This is a genomic window from Pontibacillus sp. ALD_SL1 (genome assembly GCF_017355605.1).
Genome location: NZ_CP062974.1, coordinates 1066729 through 1091849 on the forward strand (window position 1 = coordinate 1066729; position 25121 = coordinate 1091849).

Sequence of the window (25121 nt, forward strand, 5' to 3'; positions counted from 1 at the left end):
ATAATCCTCCGTATTGCATAACTAATTATTCAAGTGGGGAGGTGCCTAACCCCTAGCCTCGAAGAAGAAGCGGGACAAGGAACCTGTCCCCATGTCCAATGTGCTAAACTAATAATAAGATTATTATAAAGATCAAATAAGGGGGTGGAAGAGTGGGAGTTGGCCTTTTCACTCTTGTGTATTTACTTTTACCTCAAGTTGTTGTGTTTTCGTTAAGCATCCTGTTAAGACTCTATTTCAGAATGCTTAACGTTATCCACATTTTGATAGTGTCCGTTCTTGTTACAGTAGGTTTCCTTTTATTCATGGATGGTTTGTTAGCTGCGATAGCCTTTTACATAGGTAGCAATATCTTGGTTTCTATCTTTGGAATTCTTGTAGCAGAGTTTTGTTTTTACATTGTCCATAAAGCAGAGCGTAAAGTAGCGGAAAAATATAATCATACATAACGTGTTTGTACCACGGTGACGGGTCCCTTGGCACAGGATTGGAAGTGCCGGTGAACCCGTCCCTGTTAAATTTTTTAGAAGGGAGTGTATAACATTTCTATGAAGCTAAGTGATCTTTCTTGGAAAGACATTTTGTTAGTTGTGGTAGCCGTGGTGGTCCTCTACGTTACGGCACCCTATTTTGGAGTGAACCCTTATTCTGTCATTATCTTTATGTTTGGTATGGTGGAGTGGGTGACGAAGTATATTCTTCCGTGGATTGTTTTATACTGGGCGATCCGACTCATTAAGAACCTGGAGTAGAAATAATGGATAGCAGTTACATATCGTTTGGTTATTCCATGACGAGGAGACAGCATGAGGGTGTTCCGTGCTTCCTCTGATAAAAAGAGCGCTGATCTCTGACCTTTTAAGCGTTCAAAGGCATCAAAAGGTCACTGATTAGCGCTCTTTCTTACATTTCAATCTATACTTATAGCCAAAAGGGCAGAGATGAGCCACATCTCTGCCCTTTTTCTCAATTTTTAATAGGAAAAGGTCACTGAGCGGCTCTTTTGCTGTTAGGTCCTCTGGTGACAGTAAAAGGTAAGAGATCCCATCCCTGTACAAAGAACATTCCAAGAAGTGTGGGCGGGGCAAGGTACCTGTCCCCTTATCCCCCTGTAAATAGACCATTCAAGTAATCAAGGTTCTCTTGCGTTCGTGCGTAAAGGTACATGTCTCGTTTAAAAGGATTGTTTTGAATCGGTACAAACACAACCCCACGATATTCCACTTGTCGGACCATCATCTCCGGAAGATAAGCGATGCCCATTCCAAGTGCCACCAATCCTGCGATTGCGTGGTACTGGGTTTCCACAACTTCACCAGTAAATTCATACTCGCGCATAACGGCCTGCATCTTCTCTGATAAAGGGCCTTTAGTCGGGATAATTTGCGCTTCCTCCAAACATTCCTTGAAAGTGACTTCCTGCTTTTCTGCCAATGGAGAAGAGACAGGAATGGCGGCTATAAAAGAATCCGTGAACAAGTAGGAAGATAGAAGCGCATGGTAAGAAGGTGTGTCCTGTATAATTGCCGCATCAATTTCCCCTTCCTCTAGTAATGGGAGAAGGTCTTCCGTATCATCTTTCACTACAGTCACATGAAGGTTCCCTCTTGCCAGCTTTTCGTAATAGGTGGGCAAATAATAGGAGGTAAGCACGGGTGTCGAGCCAAAACGGATTTTATCTTCGTGAAATTGGTATTGTTTTACGGTTTGGTGAATCCGCCCAAATAGTGGGGTCAGCTCCTCCGCTATTCCTCTTCCTTTCTCTGTCAGCTCCACCCCGTAAGAAGCCCTATTGAAAAGTGAGAAACCCAGTTCGTCTTCCAATTTTCTCATCTGTTTGCTCAGTGCGGGTTGAGAAATGTATAAAGTTTCAGCAGCTTTTGTAAAACTCTGTTGTTTAGCTACTTCGATAAAGGCGTTTAATTTCTGAAGCATGCGGTCTCCCCCCTTTTTGTTAATTATTGTGGTACTTCCATTATAACCTCAGGTTATGATGTTATGACAAATGGATTGTTCCGATCTTCCTTGATTATCTATTATGCTGAATATAGAAGAAAGAATCGAGGAGGGAAGATCATGAAAACTTATCTTTTATTAGGGATTTCCATTTTGTTCGAAGTTGCAGGGGCAACATCCATGAAATATTCCGAAGGCTTTACAGATTTCACGGCCAGCTTAGTTGTCGTTGTCTGCTACACTTTCGCTATTATTATGTATATATTTATTACAAAAGACAATGAAATCGGTATGATCAACGCCTTATGGTCGGGCGGTGGTACGCTTCTTGTTATGTTATTAGGAATCGGTTTATTTCAAGAATCGGTGACCGTGTCCAAAGTTGTCGGACTGGCGTTGATCCTAATAGGAATGATGGGATTAACTTTACCTAGAAAAGAAAGGAGTGTATAACGATGGGTTATTTGGTCCTTTCCCTAGTATTAGCGACTATGGGCAATATTTCGGTGAAATTATCCTCAGGCTTTCAGCGTTTATTTCCTAGTGTTACTTCGTTTGTTTTTATCGGCGCGTGTCTATATTTTCTTACGATGAGTGTACAGACCATCGAAGTTGGAGTCGCTTATGCCATATGGGGCGGTGCCTCCATAGTGGCCACCACATTATTTGGAATTCTTCTTTTTAATGAAAGAGCTAGTGGAAAAAAGTTTATCTTCATCAGTTTTATAGTCCTTGGCATCGTCATTATTAAATAGAAGGAGAAAGGCACTTCTTTGTTCCTATATCAATAGGGACTATCTTTTATACGAACAGGAGCAGAACTTTTCTTCTCCATGTACGTCTGTGCCTGCTCCTCTTAGAAAGAAGATAAGTTATCAGTGACCTTTTCATGACTATTTGCAGTTAAAAGGTCAGTGATATTTCGTTCCTTTTACCTTTTGGAGTCTTATATCTATAAAAGGGTCACAGATATGGTTATCTGTGACTTTTTTGTGTTTTAGGAGGTGGAAAGGTCACAGATTAAACGGCAGAGGGTGGCACCTCAATTGGCGGTGGACAATGAACCTGTCCCCACGGCCCATTTTTTCTAAAATATAGGCACCTCCCGCTCGCTTCTGAACGATTATAGAAGTGAAAGGAGGTGATCGACATGGCAATCACAAACACATTCCGATCTCAGCTACAGATTGTGTTAGAAGATGGTCTTGATGAGAAGGGCAACATGACTTACAAGAACAAGAACTTCAACAACGTGAAGACAGAAGCAACAGCCGATCAGCTATTTGCTGTAGCGAATGCTCTTCATCCGCTTCAACAGCGCAAATTATCTGGCATCGAACGCAATGACTCAAGCCTAATTCTTGGTGCTTAATGATTAAACGGAAACGAAAGGGGAGGTAAAGATGGCGAAGAAACTTGAAATGAAATTTGAAAACCAGGACGGTCGTACGGTTACGATATCACTTGATGACCCGATCGAACCGGTGGATGTGGTGGCGTTAAATGCAGCTATGGATGAGATCGTGACGCAGAATTGCTTTACATCAAGCGGCGGCGACCTTGTCAGTAAGAAAGAGGCCAGAATCGTCGAGCGAAACGTAGCGGATATCGAACTATAATCTGAAAAAGGGAGAGGAGATCCTCTCCCTTTTTGGGTAAGGCAAGGGGTGAGGAGCGATGGAGGAATGGATGACGTGGGTACCTGAGGTTGGCTTTCCGGTTCTTGTGACGTTTTATCTGTTGCATCGAATGGAAGGAAAACTCGACATGCTTGTGGCGAGCATCCATCATTTAGCCGAACAAATGAAGGTCGGATAAGAAAAAGGACTTAAAGGGAGCGCTCCCTTTAAGTCCTTTTTTCTTTATAAGGGGATCTGTGACCTTTTTGGTTATTTCTATCTTAGAAACGTCACAGATACCGGGGGCTCTTCCCTTTTTAGTTAGTGAGGCTTGGAAAAGGTCAGAGATCAGCTGCTTGAGCGGGACGCGGTACCTGTCCTCTTGACCCCGCTCAAATAAAGTAAGATGATTGAACTGAGGTGATATTTTTGAGCATGGAGACATTTCTTCCTAACACAACTTCTGGAGCGCTTATAATAGGTATTATTCTGTCACTGGTCTATAGTTTATATCTTAAAAAGACCGAATCAAAGGGTTGGGGATTCACTTTACTAACCTTTGTAGTGGGAGTTATATCATGTGGGATGGGTGTAATAATCTTACAGGCAATAGGTACGATTGGATAATAAATAAAAAAAGCGACTCTCTCTAGAGTCGCTTTTTTTCTACTGTAATTCATGTCCTACATATTGAACGTTCTTGTAATAACGACCTAGAGAGTTTGTCAGGCGTTGAGCGATGCTCTCTGCTTCTTCTAATGAAGCTTCCTCTTTTACGATAATGGATTCAAAATCGTTTTTTGCGTTCGTGTTGTGTTTGACGTTTACATAAACATCAAATGCGGAGTCATCGTCTTCTCTCGTTTCAAGATAAGAGATCGTGATCGAATGAATCGCACCTAAGTTATCGAGCTTGCTTTTTATATTGTTAAAATTCATATATACACCTCTAATTTCAGAATTTCATTAATGCTGATTAGTCTGCCCATTCAGCAGTTCCTTTAACTACTATACAGTAATTCAATTTATAGGCAACCTCTTGATTTAAATTTTTCTTTTTTTAGCGCTTTAAGGGAAGCTTTAACGCTAGTTTTATTTAATAATCTGAACTCGTGAAATCGAACGACCATCCATTTCAAGAATCTTAAACGTTAGATTATTCCGCTCTAGTACGGTTCCTTCTTCAGGGTGATCATCTAACTCATTCAAAATGTATGCAGCGAGCACGTCCTCATCTTCCGGAATATCAGTGTCAAAAATAGAGTTGACCTTATACAATGTGGCTTTTCCGTCACAAATGAGTTCTGTATCAGATAGTTTCTCTACAATCGCGTCATCATCTGGGTCCAATTCATCCTCGATTTCGAGTCCAATCATCGCTTCGATAATGTCCTCGTGCGTAATGATTCCTTCAGTGCCACCGTATTCATCAAGCACAATCGCCATATGCTGCTTCTCAAGGCTCATCTTCCGCAATACCCACTCGACTTTTTGGAACTCATACACAATTAAAGGCTCATTGGAACAAAATGATTTTAATGACTGTTCACGATCCGCGTCCCAGTTCAGGAGATACTTCGAATGGAAGACAGCAATGATGTCGTCCATGTCATCCCGGTAAACAGGGTAGCGCGTATAAGGGTGCTGCATAACAATTTCTCGTACTTCTTCAAATGTAGCGGTGTGAGGGATGGCTTCTACATCCACGCGTGGGGTTTGGAGCACATCTTTCACGTTCAAGTTCTGAAAGTCGAACACGCCTTTAATTCGGTTCGATTCCTCTTCGTTAAATGTTCCCTCAGATCCAGCAATATCAATCATCGTTCGAAGCTCTTCTTTAGAAATCGATGCTTCTTCTTGTTGACCATTTGAGAGCACGTTGTTTAAGTAGTCCGTCAGTTTATTTAAAACGATCGTAATTGGCTTAAAAATAATAATAAAGAAGCGGATGATGGGAGCCACCGTTGTCGCAATACGATCCGGATAAGTGGCCGCAACTGATTTTGGAATGACTTCTGCGAAGATAATAATTGTAATGGTCAGGACGGCAGAGGCAATTCCAACGTTAATACCGTATTCGACAGCGAGTATGGTCACAAGAGTCGGCAGTAGAATGTTGGCTATGTTATTTCCGATTAGGATGGTGGTGATAAACTCACTAGGCCTTGAGACAAGGTACAATAATTTTTCGGCCTTTTTGTCATGGTTATTTGCCCTTGTCTGCAACTTCATTCGATTCGTTGCCGTCAAGGCGGTCTCGCTCCCTGAGAAGAAAGCAGAGACGAAGATCAGTATAATAATCGCTATGAGCACGACTTCGTTCCTCCTTATGATGTCCGTTCAAGTTCATACTTCTACAACTATATCAAAATCGGTTGTGAAAAGAAATGGAGAAGAGTTATAACAGAAGCACTGGATCTTTCTCGAGCTTTTGTTAGAGGGGCCTGTGACCTTTTGATGGGGTTCGGGCCCGGAAATGTCATAGATAGAAGAGATCTTTTACTTTTTTGACTCTTTCACAAGTGAAAAGGGCACAGATACGCGGGATCTGTGCCCTTTTTCTTGTTTAGTGGAGCGGAAATGGCACAGAGGAAGCGGACCTCTTCCCTTTTTCATCTCTCTGTATTGTAAAAGGTCAGAGAGAGCAATGAGGAGCGCAACCAGGGCCCTGATCCCTCGTCTTGTGGGACAAGGAACCTGTCCCCAATGAACCCTTTTTTTTAGACAGCATAAAAGGATGGTTGTTTCTCTAACATATTTTTGAAATAATCTTCAGAGAGATATTGATTAGAAAGAGGATTAGTGGGCTGAGATCTTTTATAAAAAGAACAGAGAAGACGTGTTCCTAATTACATTTAAAGATCGTATTTATGGATTAACAAAGCTTGAATAATTCATTTTCGAACGCTGTGTTTTTTTGGGGTACTAGAAGAGGACAAATCTAAAATGAGGTTTGTCTTTTTTTATGGGATTTAAACAACTAATATCCCATTAATGACCCGTTACGTCCCGTCAATCCCTACCCGACAAAATGTGATAAACTCTATATGCGTCTAAAAATTCAGTCATTTTTAAGTTGGCATGAAATTTGCATTTAGAGATACAAACAAGCTTCACAACTATTGAGGGGGAAAAAGGATGAAACAAAGACCGAGTTTTTTATTAGCGATTACGCCAATTGTATCCATGCTTTTGCTTTTAGGTGTTGGGTATGGTGTATTCCATATGGAGGCAGAGCCGTTGCTGATTATTGCAGCGATTATTGCGGCTCTTGTTGGCTTAAAAGTTGGCGTGAAATGGGAAGAAATGCAGCAGGGGATTGTCGAAACTACGGCAAAAGCGCTGCCAGCGATTTTAATTTTAATTACAGTTGGGATTCTGATTGGGACGTGGATGATCTCAGGAACGATCCCTGTCATGATTTATTATGGAATGAAATTAATTAATCCAGATTTCTTAGTCGTAACGGCGTTCGCTGTAACAGCTGTTGTCTCTGTCTTTACAGGTACTTCTTGGGGCTCAGCAGGTACGATGGGTGTTGCGATTATGGGAATCGCGCTCGTACAAGGAGTGTCTCTTCCCATGACAGCAGGTGCTGTTGTTGCGGGTTCTTATTTTGGGGATAAGCTGTCTCCATTATCAGATACGACGAATTTAGCGCCAGCAGCTGCTGGAAGCAACTTGTATGAACATATTAAGCACATGCTTTACACAACCATTCCGGCAGCTCTTGTTGGAATCATCATTTACTTATTTGCAGGAAGTGGAGCTGCTAGCGCAAGTGCAGGAGCAGATGAGAAATTAGCTATGATGACAGAGACGTTGAATGCGTTATATGACTGGAACATTCTTTTAATTCTTCCGGTTATTATTGTTCTGGCCGGGTCGATCATGAAATTCCCTACCATTCCTGTTATGTTGGCTTCAGTTATTACGGCCATTATCATCGGGGTTACGATGCAGGGTGTGACGCTTGAGAGTGCTTTTGTAGCGAGTGTGAGTGGATTTGATGTGACGATGATGGGCGGAGCATCATCTCTTTCTTCTATATCAGAGGATGTTTCGGGGCTATTGAACCGTGGTGGAATGGAATCGATGATGGGGACAACGCTGATTGCTTTTTGTGCGTTCTCATTCGCGGGAATATTAAGTAAAACTGGATCTCTTGAAGTCGTTCTTGAGAAAGTAAATGAAGTAGCAAAATCAACAGGTAGCCTTGTATTATCAACAGTTCTGTCTTGTTTAACGATGGCAATTACGACAGGAAGCTCTTACTTATCCATACTCGTTCCAGGTGAACTGTTCCAAAAGGTGTACAAGGAGCGTGGCCTACATGCGAAGAACTTATCCCGTACATTAGAAGACTCAGGAACGGTGGTTGTACCGATTGTGCCCTGGTCATTAGCGGGGGTTTATATGTCTACGACACTGGGCGTTCCGGTTATTGAGTACTTACCTTGGGCGGTTATGTGTTACGTTGGTTTTATTTTTGCCATACTCTTTGGATTTACAGGGTTCTCCATTGAAAAGATTACACCTTCTAAACAACAGCCTGTAGAAGAAAATCATGATCAACCACAATACAAAGTTTAATAGATGCTGGAGGGTTCTATCGTGCTTCGATTACTGAAAAACGCACACGTATATACACCACAATCTATCGGGAAGAAGGATATTCTTCTTGCCGGTGGCAAAATAGTAGAAATGAAAGATTCCATTGATGTGTCGGGAGTGGAGGTAGACGTTCTCGATCGTTCGAACACGATTGTGATGCCTGGCCTTGTCGATCGCCACGTTCATATAACGGGTGGAGGAGGTGAAGGAGGCTTCGCGTCGAGTACACCAGAGGTTCAGCTGAGTCATGTTGTCGAAAGCGGTATAACAACAGTTGTTGGGTTGCTCGGTACGAATGACGTCGGGAGAACTTCTAAGAGCTTGTTGGCAAAAGCGAAGGCCTTGCGCGAAGAAGGTTTGAATGCGTATATGCTTACAGGAGGATACGGCTATCCTTCGAATACGATCACAGGCGAGGTTCGGGAAGATCTTTTATTTATAGAAGAGGTTCTTGGGTTGAAGTTGGCGATTGAAGACCATCGTTCCTCTTATGTAACGACGGAAGAATTGAAGCGGCTTGCCTCTTACGTGCGCGTGTCTTCCATGCTTGCGAAGAAGAAAGGCTTTATCCATCTTCATATGGGAAGCGGCAAGGGACATTATGAACAGCTCTATCAGATTCTTGAAGAAACGGATCTACCTATTAGTCTATTTAGCCCAACTCACGTAAACCGGACTTTTGATTTGCTAGAAGCTTCTGTTGAATTTGCCAATCGAGGGGGGCTTGTAGATATTACTTCTAATGTTGGGATGAAAGGCAATGGCAAGAGCCTAACCCCAGCTGAGAGCCTCATTTATTTACTAGATCAAGAAGTAAGTATTGATCAAATTACGGTAAGTTCAGATGCAAATGGAAGTTTGCCAGTGTTTGATGAGGGCGGACAGTTAACAGGGATGAAAGTTGCTGGCTTTGAGCCTACACTAGAAGCGCTTCGTACTCTAATTGGAGATGAACGAATCTCTGTAGAAGATGCGATTAAACCATTTACAACGAATCCCGCTCAAGGACTTGGATTAAGTGAACGTGGTTTACTTGAGGAAGGAAGTTGTGCGGATTTGTTGGTGCTAAATGAAGAGAATTTATCAATATCAGATGTGATCATTAACGGAGTCTCCTTCGTCCATCAAGGAGAGACGGTTCGAAAAGGAACATTTGAGTAGTGGAGAGCTCCTGAGCTTTTTCTAGGAAACTAGACAAAGCTTGGGAGCTCTTTCATACTATAAGAAAAAGCGTGGAGGTACAGGCATCTTATGAGAACAATCAGCGTGATTTCATTAGGGGAGAATACATTACATAGTGTCGTAGAACAGTTACGCAGATACTTAGGAGAAGAAGTCGACGTTCGTGGTTTCTCTGTGGAGAGGGGATTTGATGAAACGTTTGATGATGACATAGTCGTGCTGACCGGAGATACCATTTACCGCCTTGTATATGAGAGGGTCCAAACGGCTAAGAAAGTGATCATCGCTAGAAGAGCGCTCCGATATGAATTTATCGAGCCCCTATTATCGATTAATGACAACGAACACGTCCTTCTTGTGAACGATACAGAAGACAGTTGTGCTGAAGCGATTGATCAATTGAGAAGGCATGGGTTTGATTCATTCACCTACCACCCTTATTATCCGGGGATGAGCGACTACGCACCTTGCTCTGTAGCGATTACACCAGGTGAGCCTCATCTTATCCCAAAGCGAGTCCAAGGAGTAATCGACATTGGCACGAGACAGGTGGATATTACGACGATTACCGAAGTCCTGGTGGAATTGGGGATGCTTGAGACGTCTGGTTCGCTCGCTTCTGCTGAATATGTGAAAGATATTATGAACGTGACGAAACAGCTCTCATCGTTGAACCAGCGTTTAGACTACTCAAACTTCCTTAACATGACGATTCTAGATAAATTTCCAAAAGCGCTTCTATTCTGTGGTGAAGCGGGAGAGATTACCTATTTTAATGAGAAAATGACTCACATCTTTCATGAGCGGGAGATGAGGGAGTTTGGCATTCAAGACTTATTCGGGGAAGACTTTGATCTGACAGAAGCTTACTCAGAAAGGGATCATATTGTACATGTTCGTGACAAGACGTTGATCACATCCGTTGAGAAGATTGAGGATCATGAACAAGTGATTACCTATCTATTAGAGATTGAAAACTATGACACCTTTCAACAGGTGGACCGTGAGCTGCGAAAGAAAATGAAGTCCAGTACCTATACAGCGCAGTATAATTTCGAGCACCTCCATACTCGAAATGGTGCGATGAAGGAAATGATTGGACTGGCTAGGAAAATGGCTCGGGGACAGTCGACTATTCTGATCCAAGGTGAGAGCGGCACGGGGAAAGAGATCCTGGCTCAATCGATTCATAATGAATCAGCGCGATCGAAGCGTCCTTTTGTAGCTGTGAACCTTGCAGCTTTGTCTTCTTCGATTTTAGAGAGTGAGTTGTTTGGGTATGAAAGTGGTGCGTTCACGGGAGCGCATAAAGGAGGCAAGAAAGGGCTGTTTGAAGAAGCTCATACGGGGACGATTTTTATGGATGAGATCGGTGATGCTCCTCTTGAGTTGCAGGTGAAATTATTGCGCGTGCTTCAAGAAGGAGCTGTGCGTAAAGTAGGGGGAACCGAGCAGATTCCGGTTGATGTCAGGATTATCGCCGCAACGAATAAAGATCTTGAACAACAAGTGAGAGATGGATCCTTTCGGGAGGATCTATACTACCGCCTCAATATCTTGCCGATTGAAACCATTCCTATTAGAGAAAGGCGGGAAGACATCTCCCCACTTCTTCAATATTATTTGAATCATTATGCGGAAGAGGAAGTGTATGACTTAAGTCAGTATTTAGATGAAGGAGCGATTTCTTTCCTGGAGAATCATCCCTGGCCTGGGAATGTGCGAGAGCTTATGAACGTGGTGGAATACATCGTAAATATGCGTTCAGTAAGTGGAAAACTTAGCTATGATGAGTTACCTGCGTATTTAAAGAGAGAAGGTGCTTCGTCTCAAGGATTGAAAAAAGTCGTGCAATCTTCAGGCCTTTCAGAAGAAGAGGAAGTTCTGTTTATGATTTATCGAAAGTTTGGCATCGGAAGAAGAAAAATCGTTGAAGGATTGAGGCAAAAGGGAGTCTATATTGGTGAAGGGAAAGTGAAATCGATTATTTACTCCTTGAAGGATAAGGGCTGGATCGAGGTGAATAAAGGCGTTCGTGGATGTACGATTACGGAGGAAGGTCGTACTTATATAAAAGAGCATGTGAATGGTTGAAGAGTTACTTCTTTGACCTTTTGACTGTCTATTTTTATAAAATGTCAGAGATTACTGCAAGTCATGACTAATGTAAGAAGCGCAGGTACTACACCTGCGCTTCTTACATTTATTTAGATTCATTTATGATGAGTTGCACAGTGTCTTTCACAAGGTCTACCCCATTTGTAGAAAGGCTCATGGAATACGTGACCGTAACTCCTTCATGCAAAACGAGGAGTTTTTCCCCGGCTTCGTCAGGATTCTTGACCCCCGCTTCTTCTAATAGAGAAATAAATAGCTGTTTGAGCCATCTTTTCTCTTCGATGATTACCTCTCTCCCTGGGTGAGATTCTTCCGGTAGCTCAGCTAAGGCGTTTACAAAAGCGCATCCTCTTTGGTTTTGGTTTTTTAACCAACGTTCGAGTGCGTCAAATATACTTATGATTTTCTCTTTAGGATCCTGGTTAGAAACCTGATCCAGATAGTCGTTTATGTGGCTTCTGAATTTAGTGTCACGATCGTTCAGATAAGAAACGATTAGCTGGTCTTTCGAACCAAAGCGATCATATAACGTTTTCTTGGTCACTCCGGCTTCTTTAGCTATGGTTTCAACACCAATAGAGTGGATCCCTTTCCAATAAAATAAATGAGAAGCTGTATCTAGAATTTTTGAAGCAGCTGGTGTCATTTTAGTCGTTTCATTCATATCGTTCACACCCTTTTATCAAGCGTTCTTTATCTATTATGAAGCTTTAACAGGTGTGCCATTTCGAATCACCCACACCCCTACTAAACATATTATCATTCCCACTACGGTTAGAAAACCAATCTTATCTCCGAACATAAGAAACGCCCAAAGCATCGTGACCGGTGGGGTTAAATAAAGGAGGCTACTCACCCTTGTTACACTGCCTAGCTTTAAGTTCAGCCAATAAAACCCGTACCCTCCTATAGTTGAAAGTCCTGCTACCCATGCCACAGCAAACCAAAATCCGGTTGTGGCAGGAGGTGTTGCGTTGTCTGTCAGGAAACCAATCACGATAAAGAATAGTGCACTGATGCCTGTTTGAATAGGCAGCGCATCGCCTAAATCGGCGGTTGCTTTTAACCCTTTTTCATATAATGTTGCGCCTACTAAACTTACCATAGCTAAGAATGATAACCCATAAGCCCACAAAGGAACTTGGGCGCTAGTACCTAAATCTTCGTAAACCACAAACAATACTCCTATAATCCCTAGCAATAATCCAATCCATTGCTTGAAAGAGGTAGACTCTTTCAATATTGGCCCGGCTAAAGCTGCAGCCACAATTGGTTGAAGCGTTGTAACTAAATTAGACGTACCAGCAGACACCCCGTGCTCTACGGATAAGAAGACACAGTAGAGATACCCAGCTTGAGCAAAAAGACCAATCAAAGATTGAGTGAGGACGGTCTTAATTGGTATTTGTCTTCTTTGCTTCCACAACCACCAAATTCCTAAGACAATGGCCGCTACGATAAACCGCCACATTAAGACAGTCATCGAACTTGCTTCAGCTGTCCCTAATCGTGCTCCAATGAAGCCTGAGCTCCACATCACTACAAATCCAATTGCAGCAATTAAATTGATTTGTTTAGTAGAAAGCATCATGAATCCCCTTTAAGTAAGAAATCTTAATTTATAAAAATGTTAATGCTTGAAGAGTATACCGATCGGTTTACCTTTTAAATTATAACCATACCGGTCAGTATAGTGTCAAGCATATAGAATCTCTAGGTTGGTCTGAAATCAGGAAAACATGCTTGGTTCACTTGATGTGAGGGGGAGAGAAAAGGGGCGGTTATGATTTTTTTGAAAAGATAAAGAGGGACCATTTGAAGAAGATCAGTGTCCGTCCCTTGGGTTCTATAGTATATCGAGAGGCCAAGGGACGAGGTACCTGTCCCCATGTCTATGCAGATAAAGCTTATAGAACACTGCTTCAAAATCGTCTATAATGAGATAAATATAAAGTGGGACAGAGTGTAGTCTTACAACTTAAAGGGGTGTGGTATGTTGATTTCGCAAGAAGTGGCTCAGTCTATTGTACTTGAAACTGAGGCTGTTATGAATCGGAATATTAATGTGATGGACGCAAAAGGACGGATTATTGCAAGTGTGGATGAGGAGCGCATTGGTGATTATCATGAAGGGGCTGCAGAGGTTATTAGAACTGAAGAAAGTGTTGTGATCCACTCTGGTAATGCCTACCGGGGAGCAAAACCTGGGATGAATTTGCCTGTTCGTCTTCATCATCAGGTTATAGGGGTCATTGGCATTACAGGTGACCCTGCGGAGGTTGAACAACTCGGAGTACTGTTACAGCGTATGACCGAAATATTAATAAAAGAGGCTCACCTCGACGAGCAGTTGGAGCTTGAGAATCAGGCCAGAGAGACGTTTGTCAATGAATGGCTGTTGAATCGCTATGACGATGAGAAGTTCTTGGCGACCAGAGGATGGATGTTTCATATTAATATTTATAAATCCAGAGTGGCGGTTCTGTTGGAGCTGACTGGATTTCAGGAGTATTGGTATAGACAGATTGAATCTGGACGGGCAGACGTTCATGAAGAAGTGAATATGCAACGTTACAGAAGGCAGGTGGAGCGCTTAATTCACAAGTATTTTCCGGAGGAACATGAACACGTTTTAGTGCCTGATGGAAGCGCACGGTACATTATTCTATTGTCCGTCAGTGAGAAAGAAGAGCCCGATCAGCGGAAAGAGCGAGTGGCTGCGAGAGTCAAGAAAATCCAGGATGCTCTCCTTCAAACGTATAAGCAATCCAGTGTGGCAGGGATTGGGAATATGTGTTCAACGCCCTCTTTCATGTCGAAATCCGTAGAGGAAGCTGATCGGGCATTAAGGTACGCGCGAGACCACGGGGACTCATGTTTCTTTTATGAAGAGCTTGGACTGGAATCTTTTATGTATGATTTGCCTGTCAACATAAGGGAGGACTTTTTGAATCGCATACTTCAGCCGGAAGCTTTGGCCTCAGTGCCTGATGCTTTCCTGACATTGGATACATTCTATAGTCAAAAAGGGTCCATCAATGCTGCGGCTGATCGATTACATATCCATAAAAATACACTGCAATATCGGTTAAGGCGTATTTGGGAAATCACCGGGTATGATCCGCGTGATCTCAATGATTCTACATTGTTCCAAACCGCCTTAGCATTTTATAAGATTCATGGAAGGAGGCATTAAAATGCCTCCTTTTGTTATGGAGAACAAAAATAGGTGAGAATTAACCGTTTGCATTTAATTTCTGTACCATAGATCTCTGTTGAAAATTCTATTATGATAGCGTTAACAATAAATTTTAGGGGGACATCCTGTGATTCAACAACAACGTTTAGATACTATACAGTCCAATCTAGAAACGGTTTACGGCACTGAAAAAGGCCAACGAATTTTAGCATCTATGAAAGAAATCTTTGAGCGCTACCAACTCAAGCAGCAAACAAAAGATTGGGTTGATGAGAAAGATGTCATGCTCATTACATATGGAGATTCAATACGCAGTCAAGAAAACAATCCACTTGTAACGCTATCTCAATTCCTTAAGGAACATGTGGGGGATACCATTAATTCCGTTCACATTCTTCCATTCTATCCTTTTACTTCAGACGATGGATTCTCGGTTCAAGATTATATGAAAGTGAACCCAGAGCTTGGAGATTGGGAGGATGTACATACACTATCGGAAAACTATGATCTTATGTTTGATGCGGTCATTAACCATATCTCTAGTAAAAGTGATTGGTTCTTAAAGTATTTAGAAGGGGATCCAGCTTATCAGAATTACTTTGTGGAGGCAGACCCAACTCTTGATTACAGTTCCATTGTCAGACCTCGTGCCCTACCTTTATTAACGAAAGTAGAGCATGCAGAAGGAACAAAATATGTCTGGACAACCTTCAGTGATGATCAGATCGACTTGAATTATGAGAGTGAAGAATTGTTGCTAGAGGTGTTAGAGATTCTGGCGCAATATGTCCAACATGGAGCGAGGTATTTACGTCTTGATGCAATTGGTTTCCTTTGGAAGCGGTTAAATACGACAAGTATTCATTTAGATGAAACACACCGCATTGTCCAAGTCATGCGTGATGCTCTAGAGATCATTTCTCCAGGGACGATTATTATTACAGAAACGAACGTCCCTCATAAGGACAACATTAGCTATTTCGGTAACGGTCATAATGAAGCGCATATGGTGTACCAGTTCCCACTACCGCCCCTTACATTGCATTCGTTCTTAAGCGGTAATGCTAAGTATTTGTCAGAATGGGCTCATGCTTTAGAACCAACAAGTGAGCACACATCGTTCTTTAATTTCCTCGCGAGCCATGATGGGGTAGGAGTCCGTCCGGTTGAAGGGATTCTGAGCACTGAAGAAGTTGAAGGTATGGCTGAACGTGTGAAAGAAAACGGGGGTTACGTTTCCTATAAAGATAACGGAGACGGTACGAAGAGCCCTTATGAGTTAAACATCAATTATTGGAGTGCTCTTGAAAAAGAGGGAGAAGAGACGTCTCTTCAAGTGAACCGGTTCCTCGCGGCGCAGACAATCCTCTTATCTGTCAAAGGGGTGCCAGGTATTTATATTCATAGCTTGCTAGGGTCTGTGAATGACCAAAAAGGGGTCGAAGCAACAGGACGCTATCGATCTATTAATCGTGAGAAGCTAGACCTTACAGAGCTAGAAAGTGAGTTACAAACAACAGGGAGTGTTCGTGAGCAAGTCTTCAACGCTTTACTTAATCGAATTGAAAAGCGTAAACAGCAACAAGCGTTCCACCCGAATGCAGAGCAGGAAGTATTGTTTGTAGATGAGCGGGTCTTTGCGATTAAACGCGTTAACAAAGAGACGGGTGAGCCCCTTACCGTTCTTGTAAACGTATCTGATGAAGAGGTGAATGTAGAGTCAGATAACATTTCCACGAACGGGCAAAAGTTCTATGATGTCCTGAGTGAATCAGCTGTAAATGATGTGGTGTTAAAGCCATATCAAGCTATGTGGCTTAAGGAGGTCTAAGCATGAAAGTAATTGTAGCACCTGATTCATTTAAAGGATCCTTATCTGGCAAAGAGGTGTGTGAAGCGGTAACCATTGGTATTCATGCTTATGACTCTGATATTGAAGTACAATCGATTCCCATTGCAGATGGTGGGGAAGGGACAGCCGAGGCTTTTACCACCATTCTAGGTGGCCAGCTCATAAGCGAACGAGTGGAAGACCCTCTTGGTAGACCAGTAGATGCCTCTTTTGGTTGGGTTGAGGAAACGAAAACGGCCATTGTTGAAACGGCAGCGGCTTCTGGGCTCCCACTCTTACAACAAGGGGAGCTAAACCCTTACAAAGCTTCCACCTATGGAACAGGACAACTCATTACAGCTGCTTTAGACCATGGTGCTGAGCAAATTATTTTGGGTCTTGGCGGAAGCGCAACGGTTGATGCTGGATCCGGATGTTTTCAGGCGCTCGGTGTAAAATTCCTGGATCAAGAAGGCGGCGAAATGAAGATGAACGGGGGAGCTCTCCGCCATGTTAGTAAGATTGATACAAGTCAAATAGACAGAAGGGCTCAAAATGTGCAGTGGCTCATTGCTTCTGATGTAACCAATCCTTTGTTAGGGAAGCAAGGTGCGATCTCTGTGTTTGGACCGCAAAAAGGTGTACAAGAGGAAGATATCCCTGCTTTTGAAACAGGAATGGAGCATTACGCGGATCTATTAGAGACAGCAACAGGAGCTACCTATCAATCGAAAGACGGAAGTGGTGCAGCAGGGGGATTCGGATTTACATTATACGCTCTATTAAAACATGTAAGAGTTGAGAGTGGATTTACATTAATGGCAAGACTCGGTGAACTAGAAAGCAGGATGAGGGATGCGGATCTTGTCATAACGGGTGAAGGGAAGATTGATGAACAGACCTTATATGGGAAAGGTCCGATTGGAATTGCGCGCTTGGCGAAAGAAATCGGCGTCCCATGTGTAGGGTTTGCCGGAAAGATGCAAGGGGACTTAACCAGATTGAAGGATGAAGGACTGCTTAGCGTTCTTCCAATCGTTGAAGAACCGGTTACGCTAGAAGAAGCTATGCAATCTAGTTCTATGTTACTCCAACATGCTAGCAAGCGCTGCATGGAAGTGTATCATTTAAACCGATAAATCACGGTCGAAGTAGTTTTTAAACAAAGGGGCGGGGCATCTACGAAAGGAGCCCCTCCAGAAAAGCCAAAAGGGGGATGAAAATGAGTAGCTTTACGTTAATAGATTATATTATATTCGTCGTGTATATATTAGGTACGGCACTTGTAGGGGCTGCGTTTGGGAAGAAACAGCAGTCGACGAAGGATTATTTTCTTGGGGGAAGAAGCATACCTTGGTGGGCCATTGGTCTCTCGGTTATGGCAACGCAAGCTAGTGCGATCACATTTATTGGGGCGCCAGGCTGGGGGTATGATGGCGGTCTGACACGTATGGCAACCTTTGTCAACGTACCGCTTGCCATGGCCTTTCTAATTGCAACAATCGTGCCATTCTTCTATAAAACGGAAGTATATACGGCTTATGAATACTTAGAACGTCGCTTTGATGTGAAAACGCGTACATTAACGGCGGCACTCTTCTTAATTGCACGCGGCTTAGCTACAGGAGTGGTCTTATACGCACCGGCACTTGTATTATCGGTTGTTACGGGCCTCGATGTAAACGTAACCATCGTACTTATGGCTATTATCGCAATTTCTTATACGGTATTAGGTGGAATCAGCGCTGTAATCTGGACAGATGTTATTCAGATGGTCGTGTTATGGATTGGTGCTGGTCTTAGTGTATTTATCATTTTTCAGGATGTACCAGGTGGCTGGGGAGAGGTAATGTCTACGGCTTCTCAAACTGGTATGTTAGATTCGATTGATTTCTCATTTGACTTATCTGTTGAATACAGCATTTGGGCTGGGGTACTCGGAGGTTTCTTCCTTCATGCAGCCTATTTCGGAACAGACCAGAGTCAGATCCAAAGGGTATTAACAAGTAAATCTATTCGTGAGAGTAAGTTATCTCTTGTATTAAGTGGTGTGCTTTTAATTCCACAGATGCTTTTATTCTTATTAATCGGAGTTCTTCTATACATTTACTATCAATATGCAGGAGATCCGAATATTAATAATCTGAATGAGTTGTTCCCTCGATTTGTAGTAAATGAATTACCGATCGGAATATCAGGTCTCATTATGGCCGGAGTGTTTGCTGCGGCGATGTCGAGTCTTGATTCAGCCCTTAATTCATTATCGGCTGTAACGGTTCGTGATTTCTACGGAAAGTTTGTGAAAAAGAATGCTTCAGAAGAGCATTACCTGAAAGCTTCTCGTTACGCTACGATTCTTTGGGGCATTTATGCTACAATCTTCGCCTTTTTCGCTGGAAACCTTGGTCCGGTCATTGAGGCTGTAAATAAAGTTGGGTCCTACTTCTATGGCGCACTGCTAGGTGTATTCATTCTTGCGATATTCACAAAGCGTGTCAACGGTTCAGGGGCGTTTATCGGAGTAATTGCTGGTATGTTATCCGTGTGGGCAGTTACCGCGTTTGCAGATGTATCTTGGCTTTGGAATAACTTAGTCGGAGCAGTGGTAGCGATCGTCGTAGGTGTAGGCGTAAGTTCCTTCTTTAAAGCACCTTCTAAGGATAAGATTGAAGGTCTGACTATTGATCGAAGCAGCCATGATGTGCAAGATCAGTTGGCCTCACGTGCTGAATCAGCCAGCAGTGTAGAAGATATTAAAGAAGAACAAAAAACAAAGAAATGGCCAATTTATTTAGTCATCTACTTCTTTGTTGTCATCGGCTTTTTACTTTATTTACAAAACCTATAGGAGGATGAATGATGGGAGATGGACTGGAATTTCGAATTGGGAAACAAGAAGCGATCCAGAAGGCAAGCGCCCAGATGAATGCGGGTTTTTGGAAACGATTGCTTCCAAAACGCCAACTGATTTCCATTGAACAAATGTGGGTTCCTTGCTGGTGCTTTGACTATAAAGCTTTCACTCATACGGTTGAGGAAGGAATGGAAGGGAAGATCGCGATTGAACCCTTAAGTGAGACCAATGCTATTCTTCCGGAAGGATTTCCAATTCAAGAAGTCGAAGCAGCTTCTGTGGCTATAGGAAAGGAAACATCTATGGAGGAAGCTAAGAAGGTTATTTACTGGGAGTTGTTTTCTAGGGAGAAGCGTCGTGAGAAAATCAGCGTCGAAATTATCAATAAGCACGTTCTCTATATTCCCTACTGGGTCGTTTACGTTAAAGACCGCAGCAATCAGTATGATATTACGGCTGTCGATGGACTGAATGGAAAGGTCGATCTCCCTCTCAAACAAACTCTCCTTTCTTACCTGATGGGCCAGGAGGAAGGGTTAAGGGATTTGGGATAAAAAGGGTATGGGAGTTAAGTGGAAAAGCGCCAGAACTGAATACGGTTCTGGCGCTTTTTCTACTTTATGGAAGAAAGGCCCAGTATGAGAGAGGACGCCACTGAATCTGCCACGTGATTCAAGCTTTTGTACAAGTGTAACGATGTAGGACCAGCTGTAGCACTCATGCTGGTCTTTTTCTGTTTACATATAATTACCGTTTAAGCTTATTTAAAAAAAGTCTGTCCCTGACATCTTCCTGACACATTCGCCCATTACAATCAACGTGTAAGGTGATCTCACCGTACAAAAAAGATTCAGGAAGGTGAATGTTATGTTTAAAAAAGTATCTGGAAAAGTATTAGCTGGAGGAGTTGCGGCGGCGTTAATGGTGCCGACAATTGCTTTCGCATCAACGGGAGAGACTGAGATTCCATCGACAGGTGAGGAATCAAGCGTTCAAGAACAGGTTGAAACAAAGCTTGGTGATTTGTTCGATAAGATTAAATCTGGGGAGCTTACAAAAGAAGAGGCTCAGGAACAGTTGAAGGAATTAGGTAAAGGAAAGATGAAAAGGGGCGGCCACCATCATAAAGGCATGCACTTAGAAGGGCTAGATGAGGAAACAAAAGAGCAATTAAAAGACATTCGTGAACAGGTGGAAGCAGGTGACCTGACGAAGGAAGAAGCGCAAGAAAAAATCGAAGCACTTGGAATTGAGCTTCCACAGAAGCCTTTTGCTGATTTAGATGATGAGACAAAAGAAAAGCTTCAAAGCATTAAAGAACAAGTAGAATCAGGAGAATTATCGAAGGAAGAAGCCGAGGCTCAAATGGAAGAGCTAGGGATTGATTTTCCAAAGCACAAGTCATTCCCTGAGCTTGATGAAGAAACGAAACAAAAGCTAGAAGAAATTAAAAGCCAGGTAGAAGCTGGTGAGATGACAAAGGAAGAAGCGAAAGCTCAGATGGACGAGCTTGGTCTTGATGTTTTGCCTCACCGTGGTGGTCATGGTAAACGTGGGTTCGGTCATCATGGCTTTGGATCTTCAGAAGACGGTGAAGAGGACGAAGGCTCTTCTGATTTATAAGAAATTTGAGAAGAGTAAGGGTCAAAGGATCCTTGCTCTTTTCCTATGAGAAGGCAGGATTTATTCAACAATTTCTAGTAAAATACATAACAGTTACATCATGCTTTGGAGGTGTGAAAAGTGAAGGAGAAGGTCCTGGTTGTAGAAGACGAGATTCCAATTTCTCGTGTGTTACAAGCCTATTTAAAGAAAGAGAATTATGACACAATGGTGGCTTTTACAGGGGAAGAAGCGTTGAAGCAATTTCGTCAAGATGAGCCTCATGTCGTGATATTAGATGTGATGCTACCGGACCGAGATGGGTGGTCGGTGTTAGAAGAGGTTCGAGCGGAAAGCTCTTGCCCGGTCATTATGCTGACGGCTCTTGGAGATGTGGAGTATAGGCTTAAAGGATTGAACGAGGGAGCCGATGATTATATTCCGAAGCCTTTTGATGCGAACGAAGTCGTCGCCAGAGTCAGGTCCATATTAAGACGAAATCCAAACGTCTGGACTGAGGAAGATGTGAGGCGTTACGGCCATCTTTCATTAAATTTTAAATCTCATCGTGTTGTACTGCACGGTGCCCGGTTATCGTTAACCCCACGCGATACGTCGGTCCTTTTCTTTTTAGCTCAACATCCGAATCATACGTTTACCCGGGAGCAACTTCTTGATCGGGTGTGGGGGCTTGATTTTGATGGGAGCGATCGAGCGGTTGACTTATCGATTAAACGAATACGGCAGGCGTTAAAGAATTGGCCGGAAGAAGAAGGCTCGATTCAAACGATCCGCGGATTGGGGTATCAGTTCTGTGTTCAAGCGAAATAAGGAAAAGAAGCGGTCCCTCCTTTATACGTGGACGCTCCGTTATGTCATCGTTTTAGTGATTGGTCTGATTCTGGTCGGGGTCATCTCGACGATATGGATTAGACAGTCCACATTAGATAAACGACTCGATTTTATGAAAGCAATCGGGGATGAAGTGGCTGAACGAGTGGTGTCACAGGATGGTGATCGCATTAATGTAGCTCCTGCAATTAGGCAATCGATTGAAAATCGGCAGAAGGTGTTTGAGTTTAACACACCATTACGTGTCATGGTTGTTGATGCCAATGGAGACGTCTTGTTTCTCGCAGATCCTAAACCCAATCGGGGACGAGGACATGTTCCGGAGGCATTACTTGAAAGTGATGAGCGGTATGAACAAGTTTCAATGAATGGTGAGAACCTTTACCTGGTGAAGTCTGATATTACGGTGAATGAGCAAACGGCGGGGTATGTGTTTGTGGGACAAGATAAGAACGAGCTTGTTACCGTACAGCGGGAATATGGGCTTCTCATTGTGCTGTTAATGAGTATTGGTGTTCTTGGCTGGGGCGTCATATACGTGTTAACCAAGCAGCTTTCTCGACCCGTGAAGCAGGTGGCAGAAGCGGCCCGCTCTATAGAAGCAGGGGTGTATACAGTAGATTTACCGGAGGATCAGAGAGAAAAGGAGTTAAGTGAACTTGTCTCTTCATTTAAGGAAATGACCTCAAGGCTTGAACAACTGGAGAATTTGAGAACGGAACTGCTTGCGAGTGTGACTCATGAGTTTAAAACGCCTGTGACGTCAATCAGCGGGTTGTTGCAGGCGGTTAAAGAAGACGTTGTCCAAGGGGACGATGCGAAAGAATTTGTGGATATCTCCTATCAGGAAGCGCAGCGGCTTAAAGGGATGGTGGAGGACTTATTAGATTTTAATGCCTTCGTGACAGGAGCCATGAACGTTACGTGCGAAGAACACAATCTCCCACGTCTTGTCGGTGAAATTGTCCATCAGTGGGAAATGGCTCATAAAGAAGATAGGGCTAAGTTGGATATGAAAGTTCCTGAGCATGATCTGTTGGTTCATGTGGATCCACATCGATTGTATCAGATGATGACGAATCTCTTAAATAACGCCCAGCAAGCGATTGAAGGGGACGGGGTTATAACGGTTGAAGTGCGAGAAGATAGAGAGCTAGGGGCTGTGAGAATTCAGGATACCGGAAGCGGCATATCGTATGAAGAACAAGCCTTTATTTTTGAGCGGTTTTATCGAGGAGAGAAGAAGAAAAATCATCACCGTGGTCTAGGAATTGGACTTTCGTTTAGTAAGATGCTCGCCCAGTCTCAGGGAGGGGATCTTGATCTTTTAGAAAGTTCCTCTGAAGGCACTACGTTTGAGATTACGTTAGAGAAGAGTGAAAAGGGCGATAGAAGGTAACGGAAACTGTCCTTTAAGATATAGGCTATATTTTTCTCTCCCGGATATAGGAGGTATCGTTGCTGCGGTAATCATTACTCAAACAATGATCGAGCTGTTAAGTGAACTCATTTACATATGCGTCGTTCCCTGCTTATTGTTGCGTGACAATTAAAAGGAATGTGGTTAGAACCCAGATACATAAAGCTAAAAAAAGAGTGAGACTGCGAATGTCTCACTCTTTTCGATTATGACAGACCCTTTGGTTAAGCACCCAAGACAAATCGAAGGCTTTTGCTAAGTATGGTCGGAACAATCGACATATGATTCTCCTCTTCACCCTTCACATAGGCACTGGTAAAAGTGGAGCAGTTGTGCGTTTCTAACCGTTCAGCAAGGGCATCTGCGTCGGTTACCATGTGTGCTTTTTCAAGAGAACCTACAGATAAGAAGAGGCGAATTGGTTCCTGGTGAGTATCTAACTTATGTAAAAAAGGTGTTTCTTGTTCTAAGACAGCTTGTTGATTCCACCAGATTGAAGGACTCGTTGCGATGTACCCGCTGAATGTGGATGGGTCATTGAATAAGGTATAAAGGGCGAACAATCCTCCTAGGGAATGGCCGAAAATCGTTTGCTCATCCGGATTAATTTCAAATCGGTCTATGACAAATGGTTGAACTTCCTCTTTTATAAAGGAAAGAAACTGATTAGCTCCTCCGTTTTCAGGCCATGAGTTCCCGTTTGGCATCGGAGGGAGTTCGGTTGTTTCTGCTGGTGGGGTGTAGTCGATAAAGCGTCGGTCGCGGTTAAACGGTTCTCCTCCTGGATAGCCGATTCCTACGACAACAGCGGGAGAGACGCCTGTTGCGTCTGGTCGTCTTGATTGCAGTTTGATGGCGTCAGCTACCATTTGAAAGAACGCATTTCCATCCAGTACATAAAGAACAGGATAGCCGGATGGTGGGGCGGATTGGTTCGGTGTGAAGACGGAAAGTTCATACGAGGCGCCGCTCTCACCCTCCATGATCCATGCCTCGATTTGTGGGTCTTGATGCCTCTTTTGCTTTGTTTTCATACATGATTCACTCCTTTGTTATCCATGTGCGTGTTGTTTCTCTTGTTGCATGTAAGGCTCATATCCGTAGCAAACGGGAGCGCCGTTGTGGGGGTCGATCATGACACGAGCTTCAATCTCGAATACATCCCGTAGCACGGGTTCTGTAATAATCTCAGTTGGCTTCCCAGTCGCCATAATTTCTCCCTGCTTCATCGCGACTATTTCATGAGAGAAGCGGGCGGCGTGATTAATGTCATGAAGGACCATCACGACGGAACAGTCATAATCTCGGTTTAACGTTTCGACAATTTGCAAGACTTCGAGTTGGTGAGCCATGTCTAAATACGTTGTTGGCTCATCGAGCAGGAGAACCTTTGTATGTTGCGCCAGCGCCATGGCGAGCCATACTTTTTGCTTTTGGCCTCCTGAGAGTGTTCCGATGCTTCTTGACCGGAATTCCTTCGTTCGTGTCATCTCCATCGCCCACTCAATCATGTCCTGATCTTCTGCCGTCAGCTTGTTCACATTCTTACGGTGAGGGTAGCGGCCATAGGTAATCAGCTCTTCTACTGTAAGTTCTCCAGGAGCAGTCGGATGCTGGGGAAGGAGGGAGAGACGTTTGGCGATCTCTTTTGTCGGGATGGTATTTAAGTCTTCTTCTTGCAAGTACACATGCCCGCTCTTTTGTTTAAGAATCCGACCAATCGTTTTCAGAAGCGTTGATTTTCCGCAGCCGTTTGGTCCGATAATCGTCGTAATGCTTCCTTTTGGTATCGTTAAATGTAAATCTTTGAACACCGTATGATGCTCATATCTTGTTTCAATTCCGTCTGTTCGCAAAATGCTCAAAAGGAAAGA

General features: G+C 43.2%; 25 protein-coding genes. 18 read left to right on the forward strand and 7 right to left on the reverse strand.

Annotation, left to right across the window (positions count from 1 at the left end; genetic code table 11):
* Positions 1-152: 152 nt before the first annotated feature.
* Positions 153-449, forward strand: a complete 297-nt coding sequence (locus IMZ31_RS05445; RefSeq protein WP_036783612.1) for a hypothetical protein — start codon at positions 153-155, stop codon at positions 447-449.
* A gap of 99 nt (positions 450-548) precedes the next feature.
* Positions 549-752 (forward strand): hypothetical protein, encoded by a 204-nt coding sequence (locus IMZ31_RS05450; protein ID WP_207529563.1) that lies wholly within the window; start codon positions 549-551, stop codon positions 750-752.
* A gap of 349 nt (positions 753-1101) precedes the next feature.
* On the opposite strand, the gene IMZ31_RS05455 is transcribed toward IMZ31_RS05450, so the two are convergent.
* Positions 1102-1935 (reverse strand): LysR family transcriptional regulator, encoded by an 834-nt coding sequence (locus IMZ31_RS05455; RefSeq protein ID WP_207529564.1) that lies wholly within the window; start codon positions 1933-1935, stop codon positions 1102-1104.
* A 141-nt stretch (positions 1936-2076) separates the two neighbouring features.
* On the opposite strand from IMZ31_RS05455, the gene IMZ31_RS05460 reads away from it, so the two are divergent.
* The 5 genes from IMZ31_RS05460 to IMZ31_RS05480 all read left to right on the forward strand — a co-directional run bounded on the left by IMZ31_RS05460 (position 2077) and on the right by IMZ31_RS05480 (position 3774).
* Positions 2077-2409, forward strand: a complete 333-nt coding sequence (locus IMZ31_RS05460) for a DMT family transporter (RefSeq protein ID WP_242705648.1) — start codon at positions 2077-2079, stop codon at positions 2407-2409.
* A gap of 2 nt (positions 2410-2411) precedes the next feature.
* On the forward strand, positions 2412-2711 hold the full coding sequence (locus IMZ31_RS05465) for a DMT family transporter (protein ID WP_207529565.1): 300 nt from the start codon (positions 2412-2414) through the stop codon (positions 2709-2711).
* A 395-nt stretch (positions 2712-3106) separates the two neighbouring features.
* A complete protein-coding gene (locus IMZ31_RS05470; RefSeq protein WP_036783604.1) occupies positions 3107-3328 on the forward strand; it encodes a DUF1659 domain-containing protein in 222 nt (73 codons plus the stop codon).
* A 31-nt stretch (positions 3329-3359) separates the two neighbouring features.
* On the forward strand, positions 3360-3575 hold the full coding sequence (locus tag IMZ31_RS05475) for a DUF2922 domain-containing protein (protein ID WP_036783602.1): 216 nt from the start codon (positions 3360-3362) through the stop codon (positions 3573-3575).
* 58 nt (positions 3576-3633) lie between these two features.
* Positions 3634-3774: a YvrJ family protein gene (locus IMZ31_RS05480; RefSeq protein WP_084599526.1), complete on the forward strand. Its 141-nt coding sequence runs from the start codon at positions 3634-3636 to the stop codon at positions 3772-3774.
* A gap of 467 nt (positions 3775-4241) precedes the next feature.
* Here the strand turns inward: IMZ31_RS05480 and IMZ31_RS05485 are convergent, their stop codons facing one another.
* Both IMZ31_RS05485 and IMZ31_RS05490 read right to left on the reverse strand, forming a co-directional pair.
* Entirely contained in the window at positions 4242-4514 is a 273-nt protein-coding gene (locus IMZ31_RS05485) for a hypothetical protein (protein ID WP_207529566.1), read from the reverse strand.
* Positions 4515-4667: 153 nt separating this feature from the next.
* Entirely contained in the window at positions 4668-5888 is a 1221-nt protein-coding gene (locus IMZ31_RS05490) for a hemolysin family protein (protein WP_207529567.1), read from the reverse strand.
* Positions 5889-6713: 825 nt separating this feature from the next.
* On the opposite strand from IMZ31_RS05490, the gene nhaC reads away from it, so the two are divergent.
* The 3 genes from nhaC (at position 6714) to IMZ31_RS05505 (ending at position 11465) form a co-directional block, all read left to right on the forward strand.
* Complete coding sequence (gene nhaC / locus IMZ31_RS05495) at positions 6714-8168, forward strand: Na+/H+ antiporter NhaC (protein WP_207529568.1); 1455 nt, start codon at positions 6714-6716, stop codon at positions 8166-8168.
* Positions 8169-8189: 21 nt separating this feature from the next.
* Positions 8190-9350 carry a beta-aspartyl-peptidase gene (gene iadA / locus IMZ31_RS05500; protein WP_242705649.1) on the forward strand — a complete coding sequence of 387 codons (1161 nt, stop codon included), beginning with the start codon at positions 8190-8192 and terminating at the stop codon, positions 9348-9350.
* A 90-nt stretch (positions 9351-9440) separates the two neighbouring features.
* Positions 9441-11465 carry a sigma-54 interaction domain-containing protein gene (locus IMZ31_RS05505; RefSeq protein ID WP_207529569.1) on the forward strand — a complete coding sequence of 675 codons (2025 nt, stop codon included), beginning with the start codon at positions 9441-9443 and terminating at the stop codon, positions 11463-11465.
* A gap of 109 nt (positions 11466-11574) precedes the next feature.
* On the opposite strand, the gene IMZ31_RS05510 is transcribed toward IMZ31_RS05505, so the two are convergent.
* Positions 11575-12153: a TetR/AcrR family transcriptional regulator gene (locus tag IMZ31_RS05510; protein WP_207529570.1), complete on the reverse strand. Its 579-nt coding sequence runs from the start codon at positions 12151-12153 to the stop codon at positions 11575-11577.
* Positions 12154-12189: 36 nt separating this feature from the next.
* On the reverse strand, positions 12190-13077 hold the full coding sequence (locus IMZ31_RS05515) for a DMT family transporter (RefSeq protein ID WP_207529571.1): 888 nt from the start codon (positions 13075-13077) through the stop codon (positions 12190-12192).
* A gap of 405 nt (positions 13078-13482) precedes the next feature.
* Between IMZ31_RS05515 and IMZ31_RS05520 the strand changes: the two genes are divergently transcribed.
* The 8 genes from IMZ31_RS05520 (at position 13483) to IMZ31_RS05555 (ending at position 23226) form a co-directional block, all read left to right on the forward strand.
* Positions 13483-14685, forward strand: a complete 1203-nt coding sequence (locus IMZ31_RS05520; RefSeq protein WP_207529572.1) for a CdaR family transcriptional regulator — start codon at positions 13483-13485, stop codon at positions 14683-14685.
* 130 nt (positions 14686-14815) lie between these two features.
* Positions 14816-16519, forward strand: coding sequence for a sugar phosphorylase (locus IMZ31_RS05525; protein ID WP_207529573.1), 1704 nt, complete (start codon positions 14816-14818; stop codon positions 16517-16519).
* 2 nt (positions 16520-16521) lie between these two features.
* A complete protein-coding gene (locus IMZ31_RS05530) occupies positions 16522-17658 on the forward strand; it encodes a glycerate kinase (protein WP_207529574.1) in 1137 nt (378 codons plus the stop codon).
* A gap of 83 nt (positions 17659-17741) precedes the next feature.
* On the forward strand, positions 17742-19367 hold the full coding sequence (locus tag IMZ31_RS05535; protein WP_207529575.1) for a sodium:solute symporter family protein: 1626 nt from the start codon (positions 17742-17744) through the stop codon (positions 19365-19367).
* 11 nt (positions 19368-19378) lie between these two features.
* Positions 19379-19927, forward strand: coding sequence for a hypothetical protein (locus IMZ31_RS05540; protein WP_207529576.1), 549 nt, complete (start codon positions 19379-19381; stop codon positions 19925-19927).
* Positions 19928-20240: 313 nt separating this feature from the next.
* The gene (locus IMZ31_RS05545) at positions 20241-20996 is read left to right on the forward strand and encodes a hypothetical protein (RefSeq protein WP_207529577.1); all 756 of its coding nucleotides are present in this window, start codon (positions 20241-20243) and stop codon (positions 20994-20996) included.
* Positions 20997-21116: 120 nt separating this feature from the next.
* Entirely contained in the window at positions 21117-21806 is a 690-nt protein-coding gene (locus tag IMZ31_RS05550; RefSeq protein WP_242705650.1) for a response regulator transcription factor, read from the forward strand.
* Positions 21790-23226: a HAMP domain-containing sensor histidine kinase gene (locus IMZ31_RS05555; RefSeq protein WP_207529578.1), complete on the forward strand. Its 1437-nt coding sequence runs from the start codon at positions 21790-21792 to the stop codon at positions 23224-23226. The genes IMZ31_RS05550 and IMZ31_RS05555 overlap by 17 nt, the downstream gene beginning before the upstream one ends.
* A 245-nt stretch (positions 23227-23471) precedes the next feature.
* On the opposite strand, the gene IMZ31_RS05560 is transcribed toward IMZ31_RS05555, so the two are convergent.
* Both IMZ31_RS05560 and IMZ31_RS05565 read right to left on the reverse strand, forming a co-directional pair.
* Positions 23472-24281, reverse strand: a complete 810-nt coding sequence (locus IMZ31_RS05560) for an alpha/beta hydrolase (RefSeq protein ID WP_207529579.1) — start codon at positions 24279-24281, stop codon at positions 23472-23474.
* Between the two features lie 18 nt (positions 24282-24299).
* Positions 24300-25112: an ABC transporter ATP-binding protein gene (locus IMZ31_RS05565; RefSeq protein WP_207529580.1), complete on the reverse strand. Its 813-nt coding sequence runs from the start codon at positions 25110-25112 to the stop codon at positions 24300-24302.
* Positions 25113-25121: the final 9 nt, after the last annotated feature.

Coding starts and splice junctions, on each gene's coding strand:
- IMZ31_RS05475 (WP_036783602.1), top strand. CDS start 3,360: ATGGCGAAGAAACTTGAAATGAAATTTGAAAACCAGGACGGTCGTACG.
- IMZ31_RS05560 (WP_207529579.1), bottom strand. CDS start 24,281: ATGAAAACAAAGCAAAAGAGGCATCAAGACCCACAAATCGAGGCATGG.
- IMZ31_RS05510 (WP_207529570.1), bottom strand. CDS start 12,153: ATGAATGAAACGACTAAAATGACACCAGCTGCTTCAAAAATTCTAGAT.
- IMZ31_RS05485 (WP_207529566.1), bottom strand. CDS start 4,514: ATGAATTTTAACAATATAAAAAGCAAGCTCGATAACTTAGGTGCGATT.
- IMZ31_RS05455 (WP_207529564.1), bottom strand. CDS start 1,935: ATGCTTCAGAAATTAAACGCCTTTATCGAAGTAGCTAAACAACAGAGT.
- IMZ31_RS05545 (WP_207529577.1), top strand. CDS start 20,241: ATGTTTAAAAAAGTATCTGGAAAAGTATTAGCTGGAGGAGTTGCGGCG.
- IMZ31_RS05530 (WP_207529574.1), top strand. CDS start 16,522: ATGAAAGTAATTGTAGCACCTGATTCATTTAAAGGATCCTTATCTGGC.
- IMZ31_RS05505 (WP_207529569.1), top strand. CDS start 9,441: ATGAGAACAATCAGCGTGATTTCATTAGGGGAGAATACATTACATAGT.
- IMZ31_RS05465 (WP_207529565.1), top strand. CDS start 2,412: ATGGGTTATTTGGTCCTTTCCCTAGTATTAGCGACTATGGGCAATATT.
- IMZ31_RS05540 (WP_207529576.1), top strand. CDS start 19,379: ATGGGAGATGGACTGGAATTTCGAATTGGGAAACAAGAAGCGATCCAG.
- IMZ31_RS05535 (WP_207529575.1), top strand. CDS start 17,742: ATGAGTAGCTTTACGTTAATAGATTATATTATATTCGTCGTGTATATA.
- IMZ31_RS05480 (WP_084599526.1), top strand. CDS start 3,634: ATGGAGGAATGGATGACGTGGGTACCTGAGGTTGGCTTTCCGGTTCTT.
- IMZ31_RS05470 (WP_036783604.1), top strand. CDS start 3,107: ATGGCAATCACAAACACATTCCGATCTCAGCTACAGATTGTGTTAGAA.
- IMZ31_RS05460 (WP_242705648.1), top strand. CDS start 2,077: ATGAAAACTTATCTTTTATTAGGGATTTCCATTTTGTTCGAAGTTGCA.
- IMZ31_RS05520 (WP_207529572.1), top strand. CDS start 13,483: ATGTTGATTTCGCAAGAAGTGGCTCAGTCTATTGTACTTGAAACTGAG.
- IMZ31_RS05515 (WP_207529571.1), bottom strand. CDS start 13,077: ATGCTTTCTACTAAACAAATCAATTTAATTGCTGCAATTGGATTTGTA.
- IMZ31_RS05450 (WP_207529563.1), top strand. CDS start 549: ATGAAGCTAAGTGATCTTTCTTGGAAAGACATTTTGTTAGTTGTGGTA.
- nhaC (WP_207529568.1), top strand. CDS start 6,714: ATGAAACAAAGACCGAGTTTTTTATTAGCGATTACGCCAATTGTATCC.